The following is a 21,915-nucleotide window of genomic DNA, read 5'->3' on the forward strand; positions in this document are numbered from 1 at the left end:
GGTTCACTCCTTGTGATTCAGTCGCGCCGACGCCTTTCAGGCGCGGTTCGCGGCTTCCTGCAAGGCGGCAACGGAAACCGCCGAAAATGCTTTCAGATCGATGCTGCCGGGGATCTCTGCCATGGACAGCACCCGCAGATGCGGCAACACGCGTTCGGTCAACATGCGCAGATGGCGCCGCAGGTCCGGCGAACACAGGAGTACCGGCAGCAGATTGGCCTTCATCATGGCTTCGGCCTGCTGCACGAGACTGCCGATCAACTGGTCCGCTACGCGCGGCTCGATCGCCAAGCGACCGCCGTTCTCAGCCGTATGGCGCAGGGAATGGCCGATATGCGCTTCGGTCAACGGGTCTAGCGTGATGACGTGCAACGTACTGGCGTCGCCCGACAGCGAGCGGCAGATCGCCTGCCCCAGGCGCTGGCGCACCTGTTCGGCCAGAAAGCCCGGATCCCGCTGGTTGCGACCCGCATCCGCCAACACTTCCAGGATCGCCTCCAGATTGCGAATGCTGACCTTCTCGCGTACCAGCGCCTGCAGCACCTTCTGCACTTCGGTCATGGACAGGATTCCCGGCGTCAGTTCTTCCACCAGGCCGGGCTGTGCCAAGCGCACACGCTCGAGAAGCCGGTCGGTCTCGGCGCGGGTCAATAGATTGGCGGACTCGCGCCGCAGCACCTCGGTCAGGTGCGTCATCAACACGGTAAGGCCGTCGATCAGCGTGTAGCGGCCCTGCTGCGCATTAGCCTTCTCGGATTCCTCGACCCACACCGCCGGCAAGCCGTAGGTCGGATCCCGCGTTTCGATGCCACGCACGGTCTTGGTCACGCCTGCCGGGTGGATCGCCAGCCAGCGTTCCGCCATAGCCTGGCCCTTGCCCGCCGGCACGCCATACACCACGATCTCGTAGTCGTCCGGCCCCAACCGGGTGCTGGCGCGCACCTTGACCGAGGGAATGACCATGCCCATTTCCTGCACGTACTGGTTGCGGAATGCGGCGATACGGTCGGCGAAGCCACTGAGTTCCATCACCGACGGCAGCAAGTGCGCGCCCGCCAGGATCTCGATGGCTTCGACCTTCAAGGCATCATAGGGGTCACCTGCCGACACAGAAGCTGGCAACGCGTCCTCTGCGGGACTGTCCGCGGCGCGCTTGGCCCGCGCCGCCCGATGCGCCGCCCAGCCCAGCGCCAGCACGGTCACCGCCAGCAGGAATGCCGGCAACGCCGGAATGCCCGGCAGCGCCATCAGCGCGAACAGAGCCGCGCACACCAGGAACAGCGTCTTGGGAAACAGCGTGATCTGGCGCGCCACTTCCTGGCTGAAATTGCCGTCCGACGCCGAACGCGTCACGATGATGCCGGTGGCCACCGCGATCACCAGCGCCGGCACCTGCGTCACAATGCCATCTCCGATCGTCAGCAAGGTATAAACGCGGATCGCCTCGCTCCAGGGAATACCCAGTTGCATCACGCCGATCACCAGGCCGCCGATGATGTTGATGGCCATGATCAGAATGCCGGCAATCGCATCGCCCTTGACGAACTTGGACGCCCCGTCCATCGCACCATAGAAGGCGGCTTCCTTTTCCAGCGTCTTGCGGCGCACCTGTGCCTGTTCCTGGGTGATGAAACCCATGTTCAGGTCGGCGTCGATACTCATCTGTTGGCCGGGCATGCTGTCCAGCGTGAAACGCGCCGCCACCTCGGACACGCGCTGCGCGCCGTTGGTCACCACGACGAACTGCACCACGATCAGGATCAGGAACACGATCAGCCCGATCACATAGTTGCCACCCACCACGTAGCCGCCAATGGCCGAAATCACACTACCGGCATTCGCCTCCGACAGGATCAGCCGCGTGGCGGCAACATTCAATGACAGGCGGAACAGCGTGGCGATCAGCAGCAGCGACGGAAACGTCGAAAACTCCACCGGCCGTGTCATGTAGAACGTCAGCAGCAGGATCAGAAAGGCGAAACTGAAATTTGCCAGGATCAGGAAATCCAGCGCCCCTGGCGGAATCGGCATGAACAGGACAATCAGCACGCCCATTACCACCAGGACCATCACGATGTCCCGGTTGCTCGCCAGCCATTGCGACAGCCGGTTCATACCGCCCCCCCCGGCGCGCTGCGCGCATTGCGTTGGGCGATCAGCCAGACCATGATGCGCGCCACATCGGCGTACAGCGCGGTCGGAATCGCCTGACCCATGTCGCCTTGGAAGAACAGCGCGCGTGCCAGTGTGGGACTGCGTACCACCGTCACGCCGCAACGAGAAGCCTCGGCCCGCATGCGTGCGGCCAGCGTGCCGGCCCCTTTGGCCAGCATCACGGGAGCGGCCATCTCGCCCCGCTTGTATTGCAGCGCTACGGCAATATGGGTGGGATTGACGATCAGCACATCGGCCTGACCTACCTGGCGCACGGACGCCGCTTTTTGGAGCATCTCGATGCGCAGCCCGCGCAGGCGCGAGCGCACGCGTGGATCGCCTTCGCGGTTCTTGACCTCGTCTTTCACGTCGCGCTTGCTCATACGCATCTTGCGCTTGAACTCGAAGCGGGTGTAGCCCAGGTCCATCAACGCCAGCAACAAGGCCGCGAACGCCAGTTTCAGCGCCATGGAGGTCAACATTTCCAGCAACTGTTTCAACGCCAGGAAAGGCGTGCGCTCGCCCAGTAGATAAAACAACGACCTCAGGTCCTTGATCACCAGGTACAGCACCCACGCCAGCACGGTTACCTTGAGTACGCTCTTGACCGCGTCATACACCGTGCGCAGCGAAAATAGCCGTTTCAGGCCACTGGCCGGATTGATGCGGTTCAGATCTGGTTTGAGCGGAAATCCGCTCCACACCGGCCCTGTCTGCGCAACATTGGCGATCAGGGCAGCGGCGCCCACCGTCAGCGCGAACGGCGCAACGATATGCAAGGCATCGGCTCCCACGCGACCGATCAACGACACCACCGACGCCGCGGAGACATGCATGCCCAGGCCATGAACGAGGGCCGCACGCGCCAGCGCCGCCAGCGCCTGCACGGCCTCCCAACCCCATGCATACATCACCGCGGCGGCCGTCAGCATGGCAACCGCGCCCGTCAGGTCGGGGCTGCGCGCCACCGAACCGCGGTTACGCGCCTGCTGCAGCTTGAACGGGGTGGCGGCTTCGCTCTTATCGAATTCCTGCATCAGCGCACCGCCCCGTTCCAGACATCCGACGTCAGGCCGAAGATGCGCGACAGGCCCGACGGCATGAAGCGTGCCCAAGCGGCCAGCGCCGCCAGGCCCACCATGATTTTGATCGGCAGCGCGATCACGAATACGTTCATCTGCGGCAGTCCACGGGCCAGGATGCCCAACCCCAGCTCGACCAGCAGCAACAATGCAGCGACGGGCGCGATCAGCATGAACCCCAGCCCGTACACGTTGCCCCAGGCTGCAATCACCGCGCGCACGTTCACGTCCTGCGGAGAAAACCCGCCCACCGGCACGACCGTCAATGTGTAGGCAAGCCCCCGCAGCAAGGCATGGTGGCCGTCGAGCAGAAAGAACACCACGACGCCGGTATACAAAAGCACCGACGTCATGATCGGCACCTGCGCGCGACTGATCGGATCGAACACCTGGCCGATGCCGAAGCCGATCTGGATATCCAGCGCGCGCCCGGCAAAGGCAATCGCCGAGAAGGCGCAGAAGATGCCGCAAGCCAGCAGCAAGCCGAACGAGAATTCCAGGGCGGCGGCCTGGATGAAGCCGCCCAGGTCGGTCGGCACCGGTTGGCCGGTCCGTGGCAAGGCCATGGCTAGCGTCATGGACAGCATGGCCACCAACAGCACGCGGGCGGTCGCCGGGATGGGAAACTGCGTAAAGACAGGTGTGAAAGCCAGCATCACCGCGATGCGGATCGACACGAGGGCGGCCGTCGCCAGGAGAGGAATATCAATGGCAAACATAGCGCTCTCAGCGAAGTCCCGGCACATCCCGCAGCAGCGTGCTCGCGTATTGCATCAGAGTGCGCAGCATCCAGGGACCGAAGATCACCATGGCGACCACCGCCGCCACAATCTTGGGAATGAAAGTCAGGGACATTTCCTGCACCTGGGTCACCACCTGCAGGATGCTGATGGCCACTCCCACCGCCAGCGTCAGCAGCAGCACGGGTGCGCAGATCATCAAACCGGTCCAGAACAGGTCACTCATCAACTGGATGGCGAGATCAGGCCTCATGCGTGCTCCTGATTTCCAGCGTCGGCTCAGCCTCCGGCGGTTCGTCCGCAAAGACCGACGCCAGCATCAATGGGTACACGTTGGGGTGGATCATGGGGTGGCTGTTCATTTCAAGCAGCCACACGCGATCGTCGGCGTCGATCACGGCGTCCAGCGTGAACACCGAATTGCGCCGCAGCGGCTCATCAATGCCTCGGTAGAGCAGCGGGCCGGCATAACAGAACTGTGTGGCGATCTCCGTGGACACCGCGTTCCAGACGTCGCGATTCTTGAGCGTGACCCGGTCGTGCGGAGTCAGGTAGCGGAAATCCAACATCACTTCCACGCCCTCTGGCACCACGGAATCCAGGTGATAGCCTTGCCACGCCAGAATCTGCAAGGACGCGTCCAGGTCCATCACGAGGTCGAAATTTCCGCGCGGCTGTGTCGCGATCTCGCGCAGTGTGCGCCGGCCATCGCCGATGATCTGCGGCGGCGTCAGCACTTCCAGCGCCGCCGGCTCACCATTCCAGAACCAGGCCTTGGCGCTGCGGCCACGAATGAATTGTTCGCAGAACTCGCCCGGCCCCAGCGCCAGCCCGCCTACCGGTGGCGCCAGCGGACCGAACGGACCCCGTATGCCCACGCCGAACGAACTGATGGCAGGTTTGACGATATAGTCGGACACCAGTCCGGGGCCGTCCGTCCAGCTGGCCGTGACACGCAGGCCATTCGCCAGGGCATAGTCCTTGAACAAGGTCTTGTCCGTGGACAACCCCCATGACTTCACCGGATAGGGCATCCAGCCGATGAAATCACCATCCCCGGCGAAAGGTCGCTGATACATCGTGCGCCCCTCGTGCTGGCGCACGAAGCGCGGATACAGCACGACCGTGCGGCCGTCGCAACGCAGCGTCATCTCGAACGTCAACGGGTCCAACGAGGCGTCCGCGCCATGTGCAAGCGCCCATTCACGAATGGGATGCAGATGCTTGATGGGACGAAACAGGAAGTACATGAAAAACCCGGAGCAAACGGCGACTGCGGTGTATCAGCGCGAATTCGTGGAGGCTTGAAGGCGCTGGGCACCCATCTCAAGACGAAACTTATATTTGCAGAACATGTATGTTGTAACTGTCAACGAATGCAAAAATCCTGGCAGAACATTGCGTTCAGCCTTATCTAATGCGGTCTTTCGTACTTGACGCTACCTGCAATCACCCGCCTTGTTACATTGTCGGTATTGGGCGTTGTGTAGTGCATGAGGTAGCGCGGGAACAGGATCAGGTCGCCTTCACGGGGCTGGATGATGTTCACCAGGGCATGGCGCGGCACGACGAAACCGCCTCTGCCAACCGTGCCGCGGGGGTCCATCAGCACTAATTGGCCGCTGCCGTCCTTGGGCATGGTCAGGTAATAGACAAAGGCCAGGTCCGAGCCTTCGTGATAATGCGCGTGCACTGCGTCCTTGGCCTGACCCGACCGCTGCACCACGAACCACATGGTATGGTCGCGCCTGGCTTGGCGCACCTGGTCACCGTAGGCCTGCGCCGCGAAGTCGTCGCACTCTGACAAGATCAGTTCGCGGATGGCTTTCAGTTGAGGATTTCGGGTGCGCTTGAATATGCCCGTGTCGTAACGGGTATAGAGCGTTTCCCGAGTGGACGAGCGCTTCTCGTCGTTCAGCAAGCGGCTCTGGTTACGTTCCGAGAACGCCTGCAATGCGTCATGCAGACCGGCATCCACCTGGCCGCTTTCGCGCAGGTTGCAATGCATGATCGGAGTGGGCCACAACCATTGGATTTCGCGGGACATGGATAAACCAGGCAAGCACACGCGGCGCGCCTTTCGCGCCGCTACATTCCTAAGTTATCCCCCTGGTCCGAAATCAGTTTAGGGGTGTAAATTAAATATTTTTCTGGCCATGAAAAAAGGCGCCTGAGCGCCTGATTGCAGTGTCCGGGTCAAACCATAGTCAAGTCATCGGCAGAGGCCCAATCGGCACCTCCCCCTTTCAGGCCTTGCCGTCAGCCCGCTGGCGCGCATAACACCCCAAAAACATCGCCACCGCCGAATCCGCCACCCGCCGCCGTTCGGCCTTCGCCAGCGGCGGCTGGCCCAGCGTCACCTGCGGCCAGAACGCAAAGCTCTTCACCAGGCCCTGCAATTGATGCCCGGCGAAATCCACATCGACCTCGATCAATCGACCGTCGGCGATGGCCGCGCGGATCCAGGCCGTCACCCCTGTCTCTTTTTCCCCCATGCGGCAGACGATGGCTTGCGCGCGCTCTGGGGAGTGAATGATCTCGGCCATCGCCACGCGCGCCAGATCGATAAAGCTCGGGTCACCCAGCAGCTCCAGCTTTTGCATCAACAACTGCCGCAATTGCCGATCCAGCGGCAGGTCCGGGCGATAGGCCAGATCTTCGCTGCCCGCGCTGCTTTCCCACAGGTGTTCAAGCGTCAGTCCGAACAGTTCGTCCTTGCTGGGAAAGTGGTTGTAGACCGTGCGCTTGGACACCCCTGCCGCCGCGGCGATGCGGTCCATGCTGGTGGCCTCGTATCCCGCACTGCGAAACTCGTCGACCGCCGCGCGCACGATGGCTTCACGTTTGCGGTCGGTCAGGCGCTGCGGGGCGGCGGGTTTGGCGGAACGGGAAGATGACATGTGAACGATTTTACACCGGCCAGTGTACTTTTTTAGAAAACGAAACTACACTCATCAGTGTAATTTTGGACGCTACCGATGAAGCGCTCTTCCGCCGCTCTCCTGCCAGGAATTCTTGCCGTGACCGCCCTGACCAGCCTTGCCTTGTGCCGCAGCAACCCCAGCTATCCCGATTCCCCCCAGCACCGCGAGGGCCGCTTCACCAATCCGTCGCCCCGCCCGCCCATGGGCTTTTGGAACGGGCTGAAACTGACCTGGGCCTTCCTTTTTGACAAGCCCACCGGCACGGTGCCCGACCAGCCGGTGCCCGTACGCACGCTCACCCGCGCCGATCTCGATGCCGCGCCGGACCGCAGCCTGTACCGCCTGGGGCACTCCACCATTCTCTTGAAGCTGCGAGGACGCTACTGGATCACCGACCCGGTGTTTTCCAAGCGCGCCTCGCCCGTGCAGTGGGCGGGCCCGGCGCGTTTCCATGCGCCGCCCATCCGCATCGACGACCTGCCCCCGCTGGCCGGCGTGATCCTGTCGCACAACCACTACGACCATCTCGACCACGCTGCGGTCATGCAACTGGCCAGCAAGACGGGCCGCTTCATCGCGCCCCTGGGCGTGGGCGATCAACTGATCGCCTGGGGCATCGACCCCAAGCAGGTCGACCAACTGGACTGGTGGCAATCGACCGTGGTCGACGAGCTGCGCCTGACCGCCACGCCCGCCCAGCATTTCTCGGGACGAGGCCTGACCGACAGCGACCGCAGCCTGTGGGCGTCCTGGGTCATCCAGGACGACGATGTGAAGATATTCTTCAGCGGTGATTCGGGCTACTTCGACGGTTTCAAGGCCATCGGCGACGCCCACGGCCCGTTCGATCTGACGCTGATGGAAACCGGCGCCTACGACAAGCGCTGGGCCTTCGTGCACATGCAGCCCGAAGAGACGCTGCAGGCCCACCTGGACCTGCGCGGCCGCGTGCTGCTGCCCATCCATAACGGCACTTTCGACCTGGCGATGCATGCCTGGCAGGAGCCCTTTGAACGCATCAGCGCCCTGGCTGCAGCGCAAGGCGTTGCGCTGACCACGCCGGAAATGGGTGAACGCCTGGACATCACCGCGCCGCACGCCGGATCGCCGTGGTGGCGCAAGCTGGTGGCGCAACCCTCGCCCGATAAACGGATGGCAGCAGCGCCCAAAACGGAATAGCCGACCCGCCGTCTGACGGTAAATCCATCCTTGCCCTATCCATCTGGCCGGACGGCTTCGTGACCGCCTGACGCCAAAGACGGACTGCGGCAACGCCGCGATCCGCCTTTGCGCGCCGACTCGGATTCGACGCGTTGCCCGGCAAGCGGACCCGCCCCCGCCTCGATGGCTCGCCGCCGCCCCGGCCTATGCGTCAGTCAGCGAAATCCGTCGCCTCGGACGCGCCTCGCCACGCATCGATATCCCGGCGCGCCGCTGCCAGCTTCTCGTCGGCAAAGCCGTTCGCAATCTTGCCCGCGAACAGATGCACCGGCGGCTCGGCCACCGCGGCAGCCTGCTGGATCATCAAGGCCAGCTTGTCCGGATCCCCGTCTTGCTTGCCATCCAGTCCCTGATGCAGGTCCAGCGACGCTTGCGCCGCGGTGTAGTCGGCGATCGAACGCTTGGCAATCACCAGGCTGTTGTTCGTCAGGAACTCCGTGCGCACCGGCCCGGGATACACCACCGTGGCCTTGATGCCCAGTTCCGCCCCTTCGGCCGCCAGGGTTTCGGTCAGCCCCGCCAGCGCGAACTTGGTCGCCACGTAGCTGCCCCAGCCCGCATAACCGCCCATGAAGCCGGCGATGGACGCCACGTTGAAGATATGCCCGCTACGCTGCTGGCGCAGGTGAGGCAACGCGTGGCGCAGCACGTGCAGCGGCGCGAACACATTGACTTCGAAATTGCGGCGCACCTCGTCGTCGGTCAGCGCTTCCACCGCGCCTTGCTGGCCGTAACCCGCGTTGTTGACGATCACGTCGATCCGGCCAAAGGCCGCGATAGTCTTTTCAATGGCGGCCTGGACGCTGGCTTCCGACACCAGATCGACTTCCAGCGCCAGCAGATTCGCGTTGTCGCTTCCCAGCGCCTTGTGCAGGCTGGCCAGCGTGCGCGACGTGGCAGCGACCTTGTCACCGCGCGCCAGCAATTGACGCGCCAGCGACAGCCCGATGCCGCGTGCGGCGCCGGTGATGAACCAGACTTTGTTGCCTTGGCTTTTTTGCATTTTCCTGTGCTCCAGTGATGAGGGGATTGCAGGATCAAATGCTAGGCGCGCAGGCAACGGTCCGATAGGCACACAGCTATTGGATCATTGCCTATTCCTAAGAACTTATCTCCATTCTTGCCTATTTCCAGGCAAAATGATGCCTAAGACTCTTACCCCCGAGCTCACCATGCCCTCTTCCGTATCGGTCCAGCAGCAGATGACCGCCCTGCTCGGCCAGTTGGCCCCGCAAGAGGGCTACACCCGGTCGCGCCTGGACGGCGTGCGTTTCATGCGCGCCAACCGGCCCGTGGGGCGTACCCCGGTGCTGTACGAACCCAGCATCGTCATCGTCTGCCAGGGCTCCAAGCGCGGCTACGTGGCGGACAGGGTCTACCGCTACGACGCGCAGCATTACCTGGTGCTGTCCGTGCCGCTGCCGTTCGCCACCGAAACCGACGCCACCGAAGCCGAACCGTTGCTGGCGGTATCCGTGCGCCTGGACATGACGACGGTGGCGGACCTGGCGATCGAAGTCGATGGCCAGGAAACGCCGGGGGACGCGCATGACGGTCAGCAGCCTGCCCCCAACGCAAGATCAGACGGCAACGCCGCGCCCGAGGGCATCGTCTCCACGCCGCTGGACGACGCCTTGGCCGACACCACCTTGCGTCTGCTGCGCGCGCTGTCCACATCGATCGAGGCCAAAGTGCTGGCCCCCGGCATCGTGCGCGAACTGTGCTTTCGCGTGTTGCAAAGCGAGCAGGGCGGCGCGATCCGGGCCGCCCTGGCCAGCCAAGGCAACTTCGGCCGCATCTCGCGCGTCTTGCAGAGCATCCACGACGACTACGCGCGCCCCCTGGACGTCGGTTCGCTGGCCCGTGAAGCCGGCCTGAGCGTGCCCGCCTTCCACGCGCACTTCAAGGCCATCGCCCGCACGTCCCCGATTCAATACATCAAGTCCGTCCGGCTGCACCAGGCCCGCTTGCTGATGATCCGCGACAACCTCACCGCCGCGGCCGCCTCCGCGCGCGTCGGCTACGAAAGCGCATCGCAGTTCAACCGGGAATTCAAGCGGCAGTTCGGCCGCAGCCCGGGGGAGGAAACACGGGAAATGAAATTCGCATTTTCGCTACTGCCCGCGGCGCAGCTGGAAGGGATCGCCACGCCGCACTGACGGCGCTATTCGTGCTGAAGCACATTCACGAGCGTGCCAAGCGGATCCCTGACAAAAAACCGACGCACGCCCCACGGCTCGCTGACCGGACCGTACTCCAGGGCGATGCCTGCGGCCTCGACCCGGCGCAGTGCCTCGGCAAGGTCGTCCACTTCGATGGACAACGCGGGCACCGGCGTATCCGCCCCCCCCTGGCTGGCGAAACTGACCTGCACCGTCATCTTGGCGGCATCCCCGTAGGTGCGGATCCAGCCATGGTCCATGACCAGATCAAGGCCGAAGAGGCCTCGATAGAACGGGTCCACCGCGCAAGGGTCGGCTGCCGGGATGTTTGCGACAATGCGATTGACTTTCATCGAGGTCCTAGGTGGCGGTCGGGGAGTCCAGCACATTCAAATCGGCTGCGACGCGATCGCAAGCATAAACTCGAACACGGCCACATGGCCTTGATTGTCCATTCGTACTAGCTGGCAAACCGGCAAATGTACCCGCGAGGATGCAAGACGGAATCCAAACGTGCCTGACAACACAGACTTCAATCCATCTGCCCCCACCGCCTGGCGCAATACCCTGGCGAGCTACGACTGGACGCGGCAAACCGCCGGCTGTTCCGATGCCGCCGTGTTCCAGCTGCAAGCCCCGAACCGCCCCACCTTGTTCCTCAAAACCGAACCCGCCAGCCCCCTGAGCGAATTGCAGAATGAAGCGGCCCGGCTCAGGTGGCTGGGCCAGACCGGCATTCCGTGCGCGCAAGTCCTTGATCTGGCCCATGAAGCCGGCCGCGATTGGATGCTGCTCAATGCCGTGCCTGGCACGGATCTGCACTCGGCACCTCTGCCGCCCGCGGACAAGGTGGCGATCCTTGCCGAGGTCCTGCGTCGATTGCACAGCGTGGATCCCAAGACCTGCCCGTTTGATCAGCGGGCCGCGCGCCGTATCGAGCATGCCCGCGCCCGCCTCGCCGCCGGGCGTGTCGATACGGACGATTTTGATGAGGACCACCGCGCGCTCACGCCCACGGCGCTGTTTGCCAATCTCGAACAAACCCGACCGCGGGACGAAGCCCCCGTGGTCACGCACGGCGATGCGTGCCTGCCCAACATCATGGTCGATCAGGGCCGCGTATCAGGACTGATCGATTGCGGTCGCTTGGGCTTGGCCGACCGCTATCAGGACCTGGCGCTGGCCGCGCGGGATATTGGCGACACGCTGGGACCGGAATGGGTCAACCCCTTTCTGGACCGCTACGGGATCGACCGTCCTGACCGAGAGCGGCTCAAGTTCTATCGCCTGCTCGACGAATTTTTCTGACAGGCGAGCCCTAGGGCGACATCGGGCACGAACCGGCGCGACGGCCGAAAGATCCGACCGCGGCAATAGATCAATCGAGCGCAGCGCGCGCAATCGCCGCATCCTGCTCGGGCGTGCCGCCCGACACGCCCAAGGCCCCGATCAGCGCCCCTTGACCGTCAAACAGCGGCACCCCGCCGCCCATCAGCAACAGGCCGCCCGCATGAACGTGGTCAAAGTGCGGCAGCGGCACACCCACCTGCACCGGCGCGCTCAACGCTTCGCTCGGCATCCGGAACATCACCGCTGCCCGCGCCTTGGCCACGGCTAACTCGTTCGACGCCAGCCACGCATCGTCCATGCGCGCAAAGGCGACCAGGTTCGCGCCGCGATCCAGCACCGCGAACACCGCGTTCACCCCGGCCTGCCCGGCCGCCTGCCGGCCCCGCGCCACCAGGCGCTGCGCGTGATCGAGGGCGATATCAGGCATTTTGCGACCACTCCGTTGCCTGCCACTGCTTGGCGACATCAATCGTCGCCTGCGGACGCATCGTGCGGTACAGATGCTCGTCGGCGGGAATGATCTCGACCATCGCATCGATCATTTCCTGCGGATCGGCCTGGTTCAGCAGGCTGTCCCCAAAGTCCGGCATCGGCACCACCGCCTTGTCGGCGTCATACCACTGGACATAGCTTTCCGCCCCGGTGTCGTTGAATCCCGTGCCAAAGACCCCGGGGTTGACGGTCGCGACCTTGACGCCAAAGGGCGCCAACTCGGCCTTCATCGACCCCGCAATCGCCTCGATCGCATGCTTGGTCGCGCAGTAGACGCCCAGGAAAGGCACCACCAGAATGCCGCCCATCGACGACGTCCACACCACCTTGCCCGACCGCCGCGCCACCATCTTGGGCACGATGGCCTGGACCAGTTGCAGATGCCCGAACACGTTGATGTCGAACGACTCGCGCACCCGCTGCATCGGGATATCCGCGATCGAGCCACCTTCCATCACGCCCGCATTGAGCACCAGCACGTCGGGGTCGAACTTGCCCGCGTGTGCGATATCGATGCTGTCGAGCAGGTTCAGCTTGATCACCTCCATCTTGACGCCCGCGTCGGCGGCGTCAGCCCGCAGGCTGCGGACCTGCGGCCAGGTTTCGGCGGTGGCCACGACCTGGTGCCCCTGCCGGGCCAATTCAATAGCCGCGCCCCGGCCAAAACCCGAACTGGCGCCTGTGATCAAAATCTTTTGAGCCATGGTGTGATCCCTCCCGTGCTGGTGTGTGAATTCCTGTCAGCCAGTGTAGGGAGACGCTAATATCAAAACAATCACATCAATATTTTTCGCCTCGATGAATCCTATTCACCAATTCAAAGGTTGCGATCTGCTGGCCCTGAACGTGTTCCTGGCTGTCGCGGCCCGCCGGAGCTTTCGCGCCGCGGCCAGGGAATTCGACATCACGGCCTCGGCGGTCAGCCATTCCATCAAGACGCTCGAGCAACGCCTGGGCGTGCGGCTGCTGAACCGGACCACGCGCAGCATGTCGCTGACCGATGCCGGAGAACGGCTGGCGGCCCAGCTGCGCCCGACCTTGTCATCGTTAAGCCAGACCCTGCAGGAAATCGACGACTTTCGGGACACGCCCAGCGGCACCGTGCGCATCAATTCCAGCGAGGGCGCGGTCCGCTTGGTGCTATGGCCGATTCTGGCGCGCTTCCTGCGCACCTATCCCCAGGTGCATCTGGACATCGTTTGCGACGGCAAGCTGAGCGACGTCGTCGGCGAAGGCTTTGACGCCGGCATCCGGCTGGCCGAAGCCGTGCCGCAGGACATGATCTCGGTGCGCCTGGGCGGCCCCGTGCGCTTTGCCGCCGTAGCGGCGCCAAGCTATTTCGACACGCGGGGCCGGCCCGCCGTGCCGCAGGATTTGCTGCGGCACGATTGCATCCGCTTCCGCTTCGACAGCGGCAGCCTCTACCGGTGGGAGTTCGCCCGCCATGGCGTGCAAGAGACCATCAATGTGGATGGGCCGCTGACGCTCACCGATCAGCCGTTGATGGTGGAGGCGGCGATTGATGGAATCGGGATTGCCTTTGTGCCGGAGCATCTTGCCGCCGATGCCCTGCGGGACGGCAGATTGGAGCGCGTGCTGGACGAGTGGTGCCCGGCGTACCCGGGGCTGAGTCTGTACTACTCGGGGCATCGCCACGTGTCGAGCGCGCTGCGTGCCTTGATCGACATGCTGCGCGAGCCGTCAGTCCGGCCGTCGCCAGCCCCGCCCGCCTAGGCGCCCATATGTGCCAGGCGGCCGGTGCGCAGCCAAGCGCTCTTCACCCCTGCCCTTCGTACGCCCGCACGATCACGGGCTTCGCCTGCTCGGCGCGAGCGCGGTACTGGTCGATCCATTTCACGGACTGCGCGATGCCGCCGAATGGAAAGAAATGCAGACTCACCGCACCGTGGGCCTCCCTCAGCCCCGCGGCCAGCCTATCCACGAAAACATCCGGCCCCGCCGTGCCAAACAGCTTACCCAGAGAGATGCCGTACTTGGACCACATCGACGCGCAGGCGCTGACACCGCACAACGCGGCATAGCGAGCCAGAACCGCGATCCCCGCAGGCCCCGGCACGCCCACACGCACAGGGTGTTCAATGCCGCGCTCGCGCAGCGTTTTCAACCACGCCAACACGATGTCGGCGTCGAATCCAAACTGCGTGACGATCAAGGGCGTCATGCCGCGCATGCCGATGCTGCGGCACTTGCGCTCCAGCACCTCCCACCGCTCGGCCGCATTCATGACCGGATGGCCTTCCGGGTGCCCGCCCACGCCGACAACCTGGATGCCCGCGCGCTCGAACACGCCGGTTTCGATCAACGAGGCACTGTCAGGAAACGGCCCCAGCGGGGTCGACGGGTCGCCTGCGATCACGAAGCAGCGCTCGACGCCAGCGTCGGCGACCGCGCGCGTGACGAAGGATTCAAGCTCGGCAAGCGAGGCGATACGGCGTGCCGACAGGTGCGGCATGGGTTCCAAGCCCAGTCCGCGCACGGCCCTCGCGGCAGCGAGCCGCGCCTCGTCATCCTGGCCTGACAGGTAGGGGATGGAAATGGTCGACCCCGGCAATAATCGCGACGCCGTCGCGGTCAGCGCAGGAATGTCCTTTACGCTGACTTCCAGCGAATAGGCGTCGGTGAGGGTGCCGGAGGACTTGAGCGTATGGGAAGGAATCAAGGACATGAATGAAGCGCTCGCCGAAGGGCTCGGCAAGCGGTTTGCGTTCAACAGTGGGGTCAGGCGATGGCTTCGGGCGCGATGGCGGCGACGGGAACGGCGGCGGGATGGCGCGCCAGTTCGATGAAGGCCCGCACATAGTCGATGGCGGTGTCCGCCTCGCGCGCCCCCAGGAAGATCTGCTTGGCGATGCCGCGCGCGCCCAGCCGCACGGGTACCACGTCCATCCTGGCCGCGTATTCCTCGACCAGCCAACGGGGCAAGGCGGCCACACCGCGGCCGCTGGCCACCATCTGCACCATGATGTCGGTGGTCTCGATGGCCTTGTGGCGCCTGGGCGTAACCCCCGCCGGCAACAGGAACTGGTTGTAGATGTCCAGGCGCTCGATGTCCACGGGGTAGCTGATCAGCACTTCCTGGGTCAGCTGCTGGGGCTTCACATAGGCCGCGCCCGCCAGGGGGTGGCCCTTGGCCACGACCAGCACCTGCTCGTAATCGAACACGGGCTCGAACTTCAGGCCCGGCTTGAACAGCGGATCGGGGGTGACCAGCAGGTCGATCTCGTAACCGAAGAGCGCGCCGATTCCGCCAAACTGGAACTTCTGCTTGACGTCCACGTCCACGTCCGGCCAGGCCGCTAGGTAGGGCGACACCACCTTGAGCAGCCACTGGTAGCACGGGTGGCATTCCATGCCGATACGCAGCGCGCCGCGCTCGCCCTGCGCGAACTGGCCCAGGCGCTCTTCGGCCAGATCCAGCTGCGGCAGCACGCGGTTGGCCACCGCCAACAGATACTGGCCGGCCTGTGTCAGGCGCAGGCTTCGGCCTTCGCGCAGCCAGACATCGGTGCCCAGCTGCTGCTCCAGCTTCTTCATGCTGTGGCTCAGGGCCGACTGGGTCAGGTTCAACACGCCCGCGGCCGCCGTCAAGGACCCTTGCTTTTCGACCTGCTGGACGATGCTGAGATGGATGCGCTCAAGCATTCAGATGATTTCCGCTCATGGATTCGTGAAATAAAACCATTTTACTTCATCACTCCCCTCCTCTAGCATGCGCTTCCGGCTTGATGCTGCAACTGCACAAAAGCAGATGCGGCGCCGCGTAGAACCATTCATGTGAAGCAAAAATGACACGCCCACTCCGTCTCGTAGCCGTTTCCGGCGGACTGCAACGCCCCTCCAAGTCCGCGGCCCTGGCCGAGCACCTGCTCGACCTGATCGCCGGCGAATTCCCCTGCGAGCAGCACCTGGTCGAACTGGGTCAGCTCGCCCCGCAACTGGCGGGCGCGGTCTGGCGTTCGCAACTGCCCGACACGGTCGAGCGCGAGCTGAGCATCGTCGAGCAAGCGGACATCCTGGTCGTGACCACCCCGGTCTACCGCGGCTCTTACACGGGCTTGTTCAAGCATTTCTTCGATTTCATCGACCAGGACGCCTTGGTCGATACGCCCGTCCTGCTCGCGGCCACCGGCGGCAGCGAACGCCACGCCCTGATCATCGATCACCAACTGCGGCCGCTGTTCAGCTTCTTTCAGGCGCGCACCCTGCCGCTGGGCGTCTACGCCACGGACAGGGATTTCGTGGACTACCGCCTGCGGGACCCGGCGCTGATCGAGCGGACCCGACTGGCCGTCGAACGGGCATTGCCCTTCATCGAACTGGCGCGTGATCCCCGCGCCGCCACCGCAATAGAAGCGGTCGCGGCCTGAAACGCGGCCAATCAAACAGCCGGACCCGGCTTTTTCACCCTGCAGACTTTTTATAAAAACTGGCACACCCAATCAAAATGAGCAACGCGTTCACCTTCAGCATCAAAAGCATTATTTTTGATGAAAACTATCAGCCGTCTGACAGCACGCGCATTACGACCAACTTCGCCAATCTGGCCCGGGGTGCGAGTCGCCAGGAAAATCTGCGCAACACCCTGAAGATGATCGACAAGCGCTTCAATAACCTCGCGCATTGGGACAATCCCAAAGGCGACCGCTACTCGGTCGAACTCGAGATCATCTCCGTTGAAATGAACCTTGGCGCCGAAGGCGGCAATGCGGCCTTTCCGCTGATCGAGATTCTGAAGACCAACATCCTCGACAAGAAGAACAACGAGCGTATCGAAGGCATCGTCGGGAACAACTTCTCGTCGTACGTGCGCGACTACGACTTCAGCGTGCTGCTGCCCGAGCACAACAACAATAAGCCTACCTTCAGCACGCCGGACAATTTCGGCGAACTGCACGGCAAGCTGTTCAAGCACTTCGTCAATTCCGACACCTACAAAGCGCACTTCAGCAAGCCGCCCGTCATCTGCATCAGCGCGTCGAGCAGCAAGACCTATGTCCGGACTGAAAATCAGCACCCCATCCTGGGCGTTGAATATCAGCAGAACGAGTTCTCGTCGACCGACCAGTACTTCGAAAAAATGGGCTTGCAGGTCCGCTACTTCATGCCCCCGGGCAGCGCCGCGCCGCTGGCCTTCTATTTCCAGGGCGATCTGCTGGGTCACTACACCACGCTCGAGCTGATCAGCATCATCAGCACGATGGAAACGTTCCAGAAGATCTATCGCCCCGAGATCTACAACGCCAATTCCGCGGCAGGAAAACTCTATCAACCGAGCCTGAAGAACCAGGACTACTCGTTGACGCAGATCGTCTACGACCGCGAAGAACGCAGCCAGCTGGCCGTCAAGCAGGGGAAGTTCACGGAAGAGCACTTCATCAAGCCTTACGCCAAGACGCTCGAAAGCTGGGCGGCCAACTGCTCCCTCTAATCACTCGCTACACACAAGACCACAGATCATGAAAAAACTCCTGCCCACCGCGACCGCCGGCAGCCTGCCCAAGCCTTCCTGGCTCGCCCAGCCCGAAAAACTCTGGTCGCCCTGGAAGCTGCAAGACGAAGAACTGGCCGAAGGCAAGCAAGACGCCCTGCGCCTGGCGCTGCAAGAACAACAGCACGCCGGCATCGATATCGTCAGCGACGGCGAGCAAACCCGCCAGCACTTTGTCACCACGTTCATCGAGCACCTCAGCGGCGTCGATTTCGAAAAACGCGAAACCGTCCGCATTCGTGACCGCTACGACGCCAGCGTGCCCACCGTCGTGGGCGACGTCAGCCGCCAGAAGCCGGTTTTCGTGGAAGACGCCAAGTTCCTGCGCCAGCAAACCAAGCAGCCCATCAAATGGGCCCTGCCTGGCCCCATGACCATGATCGACACGCTGTACGACGGCCACTACAAGAGCCGCGAAAAGCTGGCCTGGGAATTCGCCAAGATCCTCAACCAGGAAGCCCGCGAACTGGAAGCCGCCGGCGTCGACATCATCCAGTTCGACGAGCCGGCCTTCAACGTCTTCTTCGACGAAGTCAATGACTGGGGCATCGCCACCCTGGAACGCGCCATCGAAGGCCTGAAATGCGAAACCGCCGTGCATATCTGCTACGGCTACGGCATCAAGGCCAACACCGACTGGAAGAAAACCCTGGGTTCGGAATGGCGCCAGTACGAGGAATCGTTCCCCAAGCTGCAGCAATCCAACATCGACATCATCTCGCTGGAATGCCACAACTCGCACGTGCCGATCGACCTGCTCGAACTGATTCGCGGCAAGAAGGTCATGGTCGGCGCCATCGACGTGGCCAGCGACAAGGTTGAAACGCCGGAAGAAGTGGCCAATACGCTGCGCAAGGCGCTGAAGTTTGTCGATGCCGACAAGCTATATCCGTGCACGAACTGCGGCATGGCGCCCCTGTCGCGGGCTATTGCCAAGGGCAAGCTGCTGGCGCTGAGTGAAGGCGCCGAGATTGTCCGCAAGGAACTGCTAGCCTGATCGCAGGCCGAAGCGGGATGGGTGTGGCGGGATTGAAGCGGCAGCTTGGTCCTCCAGACCCATCCATGACCCGTCCTCCTGCAACAGGTTGACGCCCAAGACGACTTTCAGAGCTGCACGGCGCCGCACATGACGGCGGAAGAGGCCCTGGATACCCGGTTGCTCAATCGCAGTACGCGCGCAGTAGGTGCTCTCTGACGATGGGTGCCAGTTCACCTGCATACTCGTGGGCAAGATCGTGATGCCCGCCGTTGATGACCCGCAATTCAGCATTTGGCAACAGCGCTAAAAGCTTCTTGCCAACGGCCACGGGACTAAACGGGTCGGCATCCCCCCATAGCAATAGCACGGGCTGAGAGATACGACCGATCTCGCTCGATAAATCCGATTCGAACGACAGAAACCACGGCGGGAGACAGGGGTTCGCCTTCACGAATTCGGGGCGCCAGTCTGTAGCCCCCAACGCTCGCGTATCCAATCCGCCGGAGGTCGCACTCAGTACCAGATGGGTAATAAGATTCGGCAGCTCAAGCGCAAGGCGCACTGCAAGAATGCCCCCCATTGACTGAGCGATCAACGCCGTCGGCTGATCGATATCTTTGACGATGCGTTGAACCAGATCGTCGATGCTGTCGACGCAGGGGTCGGCAGGTGTGGTGCCAAATCCCGGATAAGAAACGATCTGTTTCTCTGCGCGATATTCAAGCAGATTCGCAAGCGGTTGCCAGAACGCGGTGCTGCCGGATGCTCCGGGAAGAAAAAGTAATTTTGTGGGCCGCTGCATTACGGTTGCCCGCCTGCTGCTGAGATTGATGGCTTCGAGTGCAGAGTGTCAGGCATCCGTGTCGTCTCGTTAATTGTCCGTTAAGGGCCGAACTCAGGCAGGCATGTCAGTGATCTTCCTGGATGTGAAAGACCACTTCAGTTATCCACGGAATATCTTTTGATTTGCGCGTACCTAAGCGGCAGTATGGCAAACAGCCTTCACGCAGTTTTAGTTCACTCTGCGCCACACAGAAATCGGTACATCGCCATTGGGCCGCGGCACGACGCGATAACTCAGCTCGCCGTTTTTAAGCTCATAGGTCCGCTTTTGTTGCTGTCCTTCCCAGTTGGGGAAGGATGCGCTTTCGATGCGGAAAGTCAGCGTGGCGGTGGCCGGATCGACGCTGATCGTGCCGAAGTGCGTGCTGGAACCCATGACAGCCGTTTTGTACTCATCGGGTGTTGCAGCGCTCTTGTCGGCTGACGCAAACCTGGGACGTTCAGCCTTGAAAATCTGCAGTGAGTAATGTCCTTGCGCGTCGATCATCAACATGCCCTTGGGTGCAGCGCCATAGTCGCGTGCCCGCGAGCCATCCGAGTGCTGCACATCCGCAGCGACCAGTGTCCATGTTCCCACCATCGAGGGGACGACCGTCGTTGCGTCAGCACGTGCAACCGCCGTCAATAGCGGGCTGGTGAAAAAAATGGCACTGATGAAACCGTACTTGAGAATTTTCTGCCCATTCATGATCTTCTTTGCTCCGTTACTCAGGTTGTTGGCAAGGCTTTATCGAGACTGTTGTTGCAGTCGGCATCGCGACCACATGTCTTTGGTTGGCTATATCGCCGTTGACGCGCGTCGAGCCAACCACGCCCCCCAAAACAGGCTGGCAAAGAAGCGAAGCGGCTGCACGAAACCCGCTTTCTCCAGCAGAGAAAACACGGCTTCTTCCGACTGGGGCGGCTCTGCCCCATGCAGGATCTTGTTCATCTTGGATTGAACTTCTTCCGGATTCGCACCGTTCATCCGCCAACGGGCAGCCCAGGCATCCATAAGCAAGGGTTGCGAAGCATAAGGCCGATAATTTCCGGCAATGACCACGGGGGCAGCCGGTAGTAAGCGCGCCGCAATCTGCGTCAAAATTTCCTGCTTCGCCTCATTCCCGGAAAGGTGATGCAGCACGCCGATCATGATGGCTGCATCGAAGGAGAGAGTTGGATCAATGTCTTCGGCAGTACCGAGAACAGTCTTCACGCGATCAGAAATACCTGCAGCGTCCAGGTGCGCGCGCGCCAGCTCCAACATGGGCGGTGATGGATCAACAGCAACAAAAGACCATGCGGGCTCCAACCGCGCGGCAGCGATGATTTCACCTGCGGTTCCACCGGCGCCGACCACCAAGACCCGTGCAGGCTTTCCATCGCCCAGGGCGGCCGACAGCATGCAGGCGGAAAGCTCATGGCAGGCGTCATAGCCCGCGAGTGCGATCCGACTCTGGGATGCATATTCTCCTGCGCGATCAGCATCGAATTTTCGGGCGGAATTCTGCGTCATACAGCCTCTTGCGTGTCGTGTTTGAGTAGTGGGCTAGCGCACCACTGCACATCATGATAAAAGACTTAGGATCAATTTATCTTTAAAAATCATGATCGAAAGTTCCAAAAGAGACCGAAAGCATGATCGGTTGGTCGCCTTTCTGAAAGCCTTTTCGCTAAGCGCCGCGCATTGCGAATCAATAGAGCACGCCAATCTCCTCATCGTCGATGTTGAAGATTCGGGTGAGCCCACCCATCTGCTCTACCGCGCACGATCCAAGGCAACGCTGCCGGAAGGAGTCGTTGTGTGCGCTGCTACGACAATAGATTTTGGTGGCAATGCAAATCCGCTTGTCGGTGCTTTGCCTGATGAGTTGTGTTTCTCATTGGCTGACGATCCGCAATTGCTCGAATTGTCGAAGCTGATCGTGGCCGAGGTGAAAGTTGCGCGTTGCGGTGGAGGTTCCATCCGAGCGCGATTGTGCGAGGTCATTGTGGTTCTGGCGATCCGTAAAGCAATAGCCATTGGTACTGTCAATGCGGGATTGCTGGCGGGGCTTGCCCATCCCAAGCTGCACGTAAGCCTCATTGCAATGCACGATGATCCTGCGCGGAATTGGAAAATTGCTGATTTGATGGCCCTGGCGGAAATGTCGCGCGGGCCGTTTATCGCAGCCTTCAAACAGACCGTTGGCCAGTCGCCCGGCGCATATTTGAATGGGTGGCGTCTAGCGCTAGGGCGCGCGCACTTGCTCTCCGGACGAAGCGTCAAGGTCGTGGCTGCAATGGTCGGCTTCGGTAGTGCCGCCGCATTTTCTCGCGCGTTTTCACGTAAGTTTGGTCATCCACCGACGCAGAGCAAGTTGCCACATTGAGAGCTACGAGACAGCTTTTGCCGCCGAGGACCCCGCACGGGCGCGAAGACGTACTTATCTGCGGCCATGAAAAAAGGCGCCGAAGCGCCCTTTTTCATTTACCGCAAA

24 protein-coding genes are annotated in these 21,915 nt (G+C 62.2%); 8 read left to right on the top strand and 16 right to left on the bottom strand.

Features of this window, described 5'->3' with window-relative positions; genetic code table 11:
* Positions 1-36: 36 nt before the first annotated feature.
* The 7 genes from A9974_RS14310 to A9974_RS14340 all read right to left on the bottom strand — a co-directional run bounded on the left by A9974_RS14310 (position 37) and on the right by A9974_RS14340 (position 6,876).
* Positions 37-2,115, bottom strand: coding sequence for a flagellar biosynthesis protein FlhA (locus A9974_RS14310; protein ID WP_183004839.1), 2,079 nt, complete (start codon positions 2,113-2,115; stop codon positions 37-39).
* A complete protein-coding gene (locus A9974_RS14315) occupies positions 2,112-3,191 on the bottom strand; it encodes a flagellar biosynthesis protein FlhB (RefSeq protein WP_183004840.1) in 1,080 nt (359 codons plus the stop codon). The genes A9974_RS14310 and A9974_RS14315 overlap by 4 nt, the downstream gene beginning before the upstream one ends.
* Entirely contained in the window at positions 3,191-3,955 is a 765-nt protein-coding gene (locus tag A9974_RS14320; protein ID WP_183004841.1) for a flagellar biosynthetic protein FliR, read from the bottom strand. The genes A9974_RS14315 and A9974_RS14320 overlap by 1 nt, the downstream gene beginning before the upstream one ends.
* 7 nt (positions 3,956-3,962) lie before the next feature.
* Entirely contained in the window at positions 3,963-4,229 is a 267-nt protein-coding gene (fliQ, locus tag A9974_RS14325) for a flagellar biosynthesis protein FliQ (protein WP_183004842.1), read from the bottom strand.
* On the bottom strand, positions 4,219-5,226 hold the full coding sequence (locus tag A9974_RS14330; RefSeq protein ID WP_183004843.1) for a hypothetical protein: 1,008 nt from the start codon (positions 5,224-5,226) through the stop codon (positions 4,219-4,221). Before A9974_RS14330 ends, fliQ begins: the two co-directional genes overlap by 11 nt.
* 164 nt (positions 5,227-5,390) lie before the next feature.
* Positions 5,391-6,023 carry a putative 2OG-Fe(II) oxygenase gene (locus A9974_RS14335; RefSeq protein ID WP_183004844.1) on the bottom strand — a complete coding sequence of 211 codons (633 nt, stop codon included), beginning with the start codon at positions 6,021-6,023 and terminating at the stop codon, positions 5,391-5,393.
* A gap of 199 nt (positions 6,024-6,222) precedes the next feature.
* A complete protein-coding gene (locus A9974_RS14340) occupies positions 6,223-6,876 on the bottom strand; it encodes a TetR/AcrR family transcriptional regulator (protein WP_183004845.1) in 654 nt (217 codons plus the stop codon).
* Between the two features lie 78 nt (positions 6,877-6,954).
* Between A9974_RS14340 and A9974_RS14345 the strand changes: the two genes are divergently transcribed.
* Positions 6,955-8,079 carry an MBL fold metallo-hydrolase gene (locus A9974_RS14345; protein WP_183004846.1) on the top strand — a complete coding sequence of 375 codons (1,125 nt, stop codon included), beginning with the start codon at positions 6,955-6,957 and terminating at the stop codon, positions 8,077-8,079.
* 193 nt (positions 8,080-8,272) lie between these two features.
* Here the strand turns inward: A9974_RS14345 and A9974_RS14350 are convergent, their stop codons facing one another.
* Positions 8,273-9,124: an SDR family oxidoreductase gene (locus A9974_RS14350; protein ID WP_183004847.1), complete on the bottom strand. Its 852-nt coding sequence runs from the start codon at positions 9,122-9,124 to the stop codon at positions 8,273-8,275.
* A 139-nt stretch (positions 9,125-9,263) separates the two neighbouring features.
* Between A9974_RS14350 and A9974_RS14355 the strand changes: the two genes are divergently transcribed.
* A complete protein-coding gene (locus A9974_RS14355) occupies positions 9,264-10,280 on the top strand; it encodes an AraC family transcriptional regulator N-terminal domain-containing protein (protein WP_370539633.1) in 1,017 nt (338 codons plus the stop codon).
* Between the two features lie 5 nt (positions 10,281-10,285).
* On the opposite strand, the gene A9974_RS14360 is transcribed toward A9974_RS14355, so the two are convergent.
* Positions 10,286-10,636 carry a VOC family protein gene (locus tag A9974_RS14360; RefSeq protein ID WP_183004848.1) on the bottom strand — a complete coding sequence of 117 codons (351 nt, stop codon included), beginning with the start codon at positions 10,634-10,636 and terminating at the stop codon, positions 10,286-10,288.
* 160 nt (positions 10,637-10,796) lie between these two features.
* Here A9974_RS14360 and A9974_RS14365 point away from each other — a divergent pair, with 160 nt between their 5' ends.
* Complete coding sequence (locus A9974_RS14365; RefSeq protein ID WP_183004849.1) at positions 10,797-11,591, top strand: APH(3')-II family aminoglycoside O-phosphotransferase; 795 nt, start codon at positions 10,797-10,799, stop codon at positions 11,589-11,591.
* Positions 11,592-11,661: 70 nt separating this feature from the next.
* Here the strand turns inward: A9974_RS14365 and A9974_RS14370 are convergent, their stop codons facing one another.
* Both A9974_RS14370 and A9974_RS14375 read right to left on the bottom strand, forming a co-directional pair.
* Entirely contained in the window at positions 11,662-12,060 is a 399-nt protein-coding gene (locus A9974_RS14370) for a heme-binding protein (RefSeq protein ID WP_183004850.1), read from the bottom strand.
* Complete coding sequence (locus A9974_RS14375) at positions 12,053-12,829, bottom strand: SDR family oxidoreductase (protein WP_183004851.1); 777 nt, start codon at positions 12,827-12,829, stop codon at positions 12,053-12,055. Before A9974_RS14375 ends, A9974_RS14370 begins: the two co-directional genes overlap by 8 nt.
* 94 nt (positions 12,830-12,923) lie before the next feature.
* On the opposite strand from A9974_RS14375, the gene A9974_RS14380 reads away from it, so the two are divergent.
* Positions 12,924-13,859: a LysR family transcriptional regulator gene (locus A9974_RS14380; protein WP_183004852.1), complete on the top strand. Its 936-nt coding sequence runs from the start codon at positions 12,924-12,926 to the stop codon at positions 13,857-13,859.
* Positions 13,860-13,902: 43 nt separating this feature from the next.
* Here the strand turns inward: A9974_RS14380 and A9974_RS14385 are convergent, their stop codons facing one another.
* Together A9974_RS14385 and A9974_RS14390 are read right to left on the bottom strand one after the other, a co-directional pair.
* Positions 13,903-14,811 carry a methylenetetrahydrofolate reductase gene (locus tag A9974_RS14385; RefSeq protein WP_183004853.1) on the bottom strand — a complete coding sequence of 303 codons (909 nt, stop codon included), beginning with the start codon at positions 14,809-14,811 and terminating at the stop codon, positions 13,903-13,905.
* A gap of 53 nt (positions 14,812-14,864) precedes the next feature.
* Positions 14,865-15,788: a LysR family transcriptional regulator gene (locus A9974_RS14390; RefSeq protein WP_183004854.1), complete on the bottom strand. Its 924-nt coding sequence runs from the start codon at positions 15,786-15,788 to the stop codon at positions 14,865-14,867.
* 143 nt (positions 15,789-15,931) lie between these two features.
* On the opposite strand from A9974_RS14390, the gene msuE reads away from it, so the two are divergent.
* From msuE to A9974_RS14405, 3 genes are all read left to right on the top strand, one after another.
* Positions 15,932-16,513 carry an FMN reductase gene (gene msuE, locus A9974_RS14395; protein ID WP_183004855.1) on the top strand — a complete coding sequence of 194 codons (582 nt, stop codon included), beginning with the start codon at positions 15,932-15,934 and terminating at the stop codon, positions 16,511-16,513.
* Between the two features lie 77 nt (positions 16,514-16,590).
* The gene (locus A9974_RS14400; protein WP_183004856.1) at positions 16,591-17,574 is read left to right on the top strand and encodes a DUF1852 domain-containing protein; all 984 of its coding nucleotides are present in this window, start codon (positions 16,591-16,593) and stop codon (positions 17,572-17,574) included.
* Between the two features lie 28 nt (positions 17,575-17,602).
* On the top strand, positions 17,603-18,631 hold the full coding sequence (locus A9974_RS14405) for a methionine synthase (RefSeq protein WP_183004857.1): 1,029 nt from the start codon (positions 17,603-17,605) through the stop codon (positions 18,629-18,631).
* Positions 18,632-18,794: 163 nt separating this feature from the next.
* Here A9974_RS14405 and A9974_RS14410 read toward each other — a convergent pair whose 3' ends face one another.
* The 3 genes from A9974_RS14410 to A9974_RS14420 form a co-directional block, all read right to left on the bottom strand.
* Positions 18,795-19,415, bottom strand: a complete 621-nt coding sequence (locus A9974_RS14410) for an alpha/beta fold hydrolase (protein ID WP_183004858.1) — start codon at positions 19,413-19,415, stop codon at positions 18,795-18,797.
* A 210-nt stretch (positions 19,416-19,625) separates the two neighbouring features.
* Positions 19,626-20,144, bottom strand: a complete 519-nt coding sequence (locus tag A9974_RS14415) for a lipocalin-like domain-containing protein (RefSeq protein WP_183004859.1) — start codon at positions 20,142-20,144, stop codon at positions 19,626-19,628.
* A gap of 90 nt (positions 20,145-20,234) precedes the next feature.
* The gene (locus A9974_RS14420; protein ID WP_183004860.1) at positions 20,235-20,951 is read right to left on the bottom strand and encodes a class I SAM-dependent methyltransferase; all 717 of its coding nucleotides are present in this window, start codon (positions 20,949-20,951) and stop codon (positions 20,235-20,237) included.
* A gap of 91 nt (positions 20,952-21,042) precedes the next feature.
* Here A9974_RS14420 and A9974_RS14425 point away from each other — a divergent pair, with 91 nt between their 5' ends.
* Positions 21,043-21,807 carry an AraC family transcriptional regulator gene (locus A9974_RS14425; protein WP_183004861.1) on the top strand — a complete coding sequence of 255 codons (765 nt, stop codon included), beginning with the start codon at positions 21,043-21,045 and terminating at the stop codon, positions 21,805-21,807.
* Positions 21,808-21,915: the final 108 nt, after the last annotated feature.

The sequence above is a fragment of the Achromobacter sp. UMC71 genome, assembly GCF_014170305.1.
Classification (GTDB): Bacteria; Pseudomonadota; Gammaproteobacteria; order Burkholderiales; family Burkholderiaceae_B; genus Achromobacter.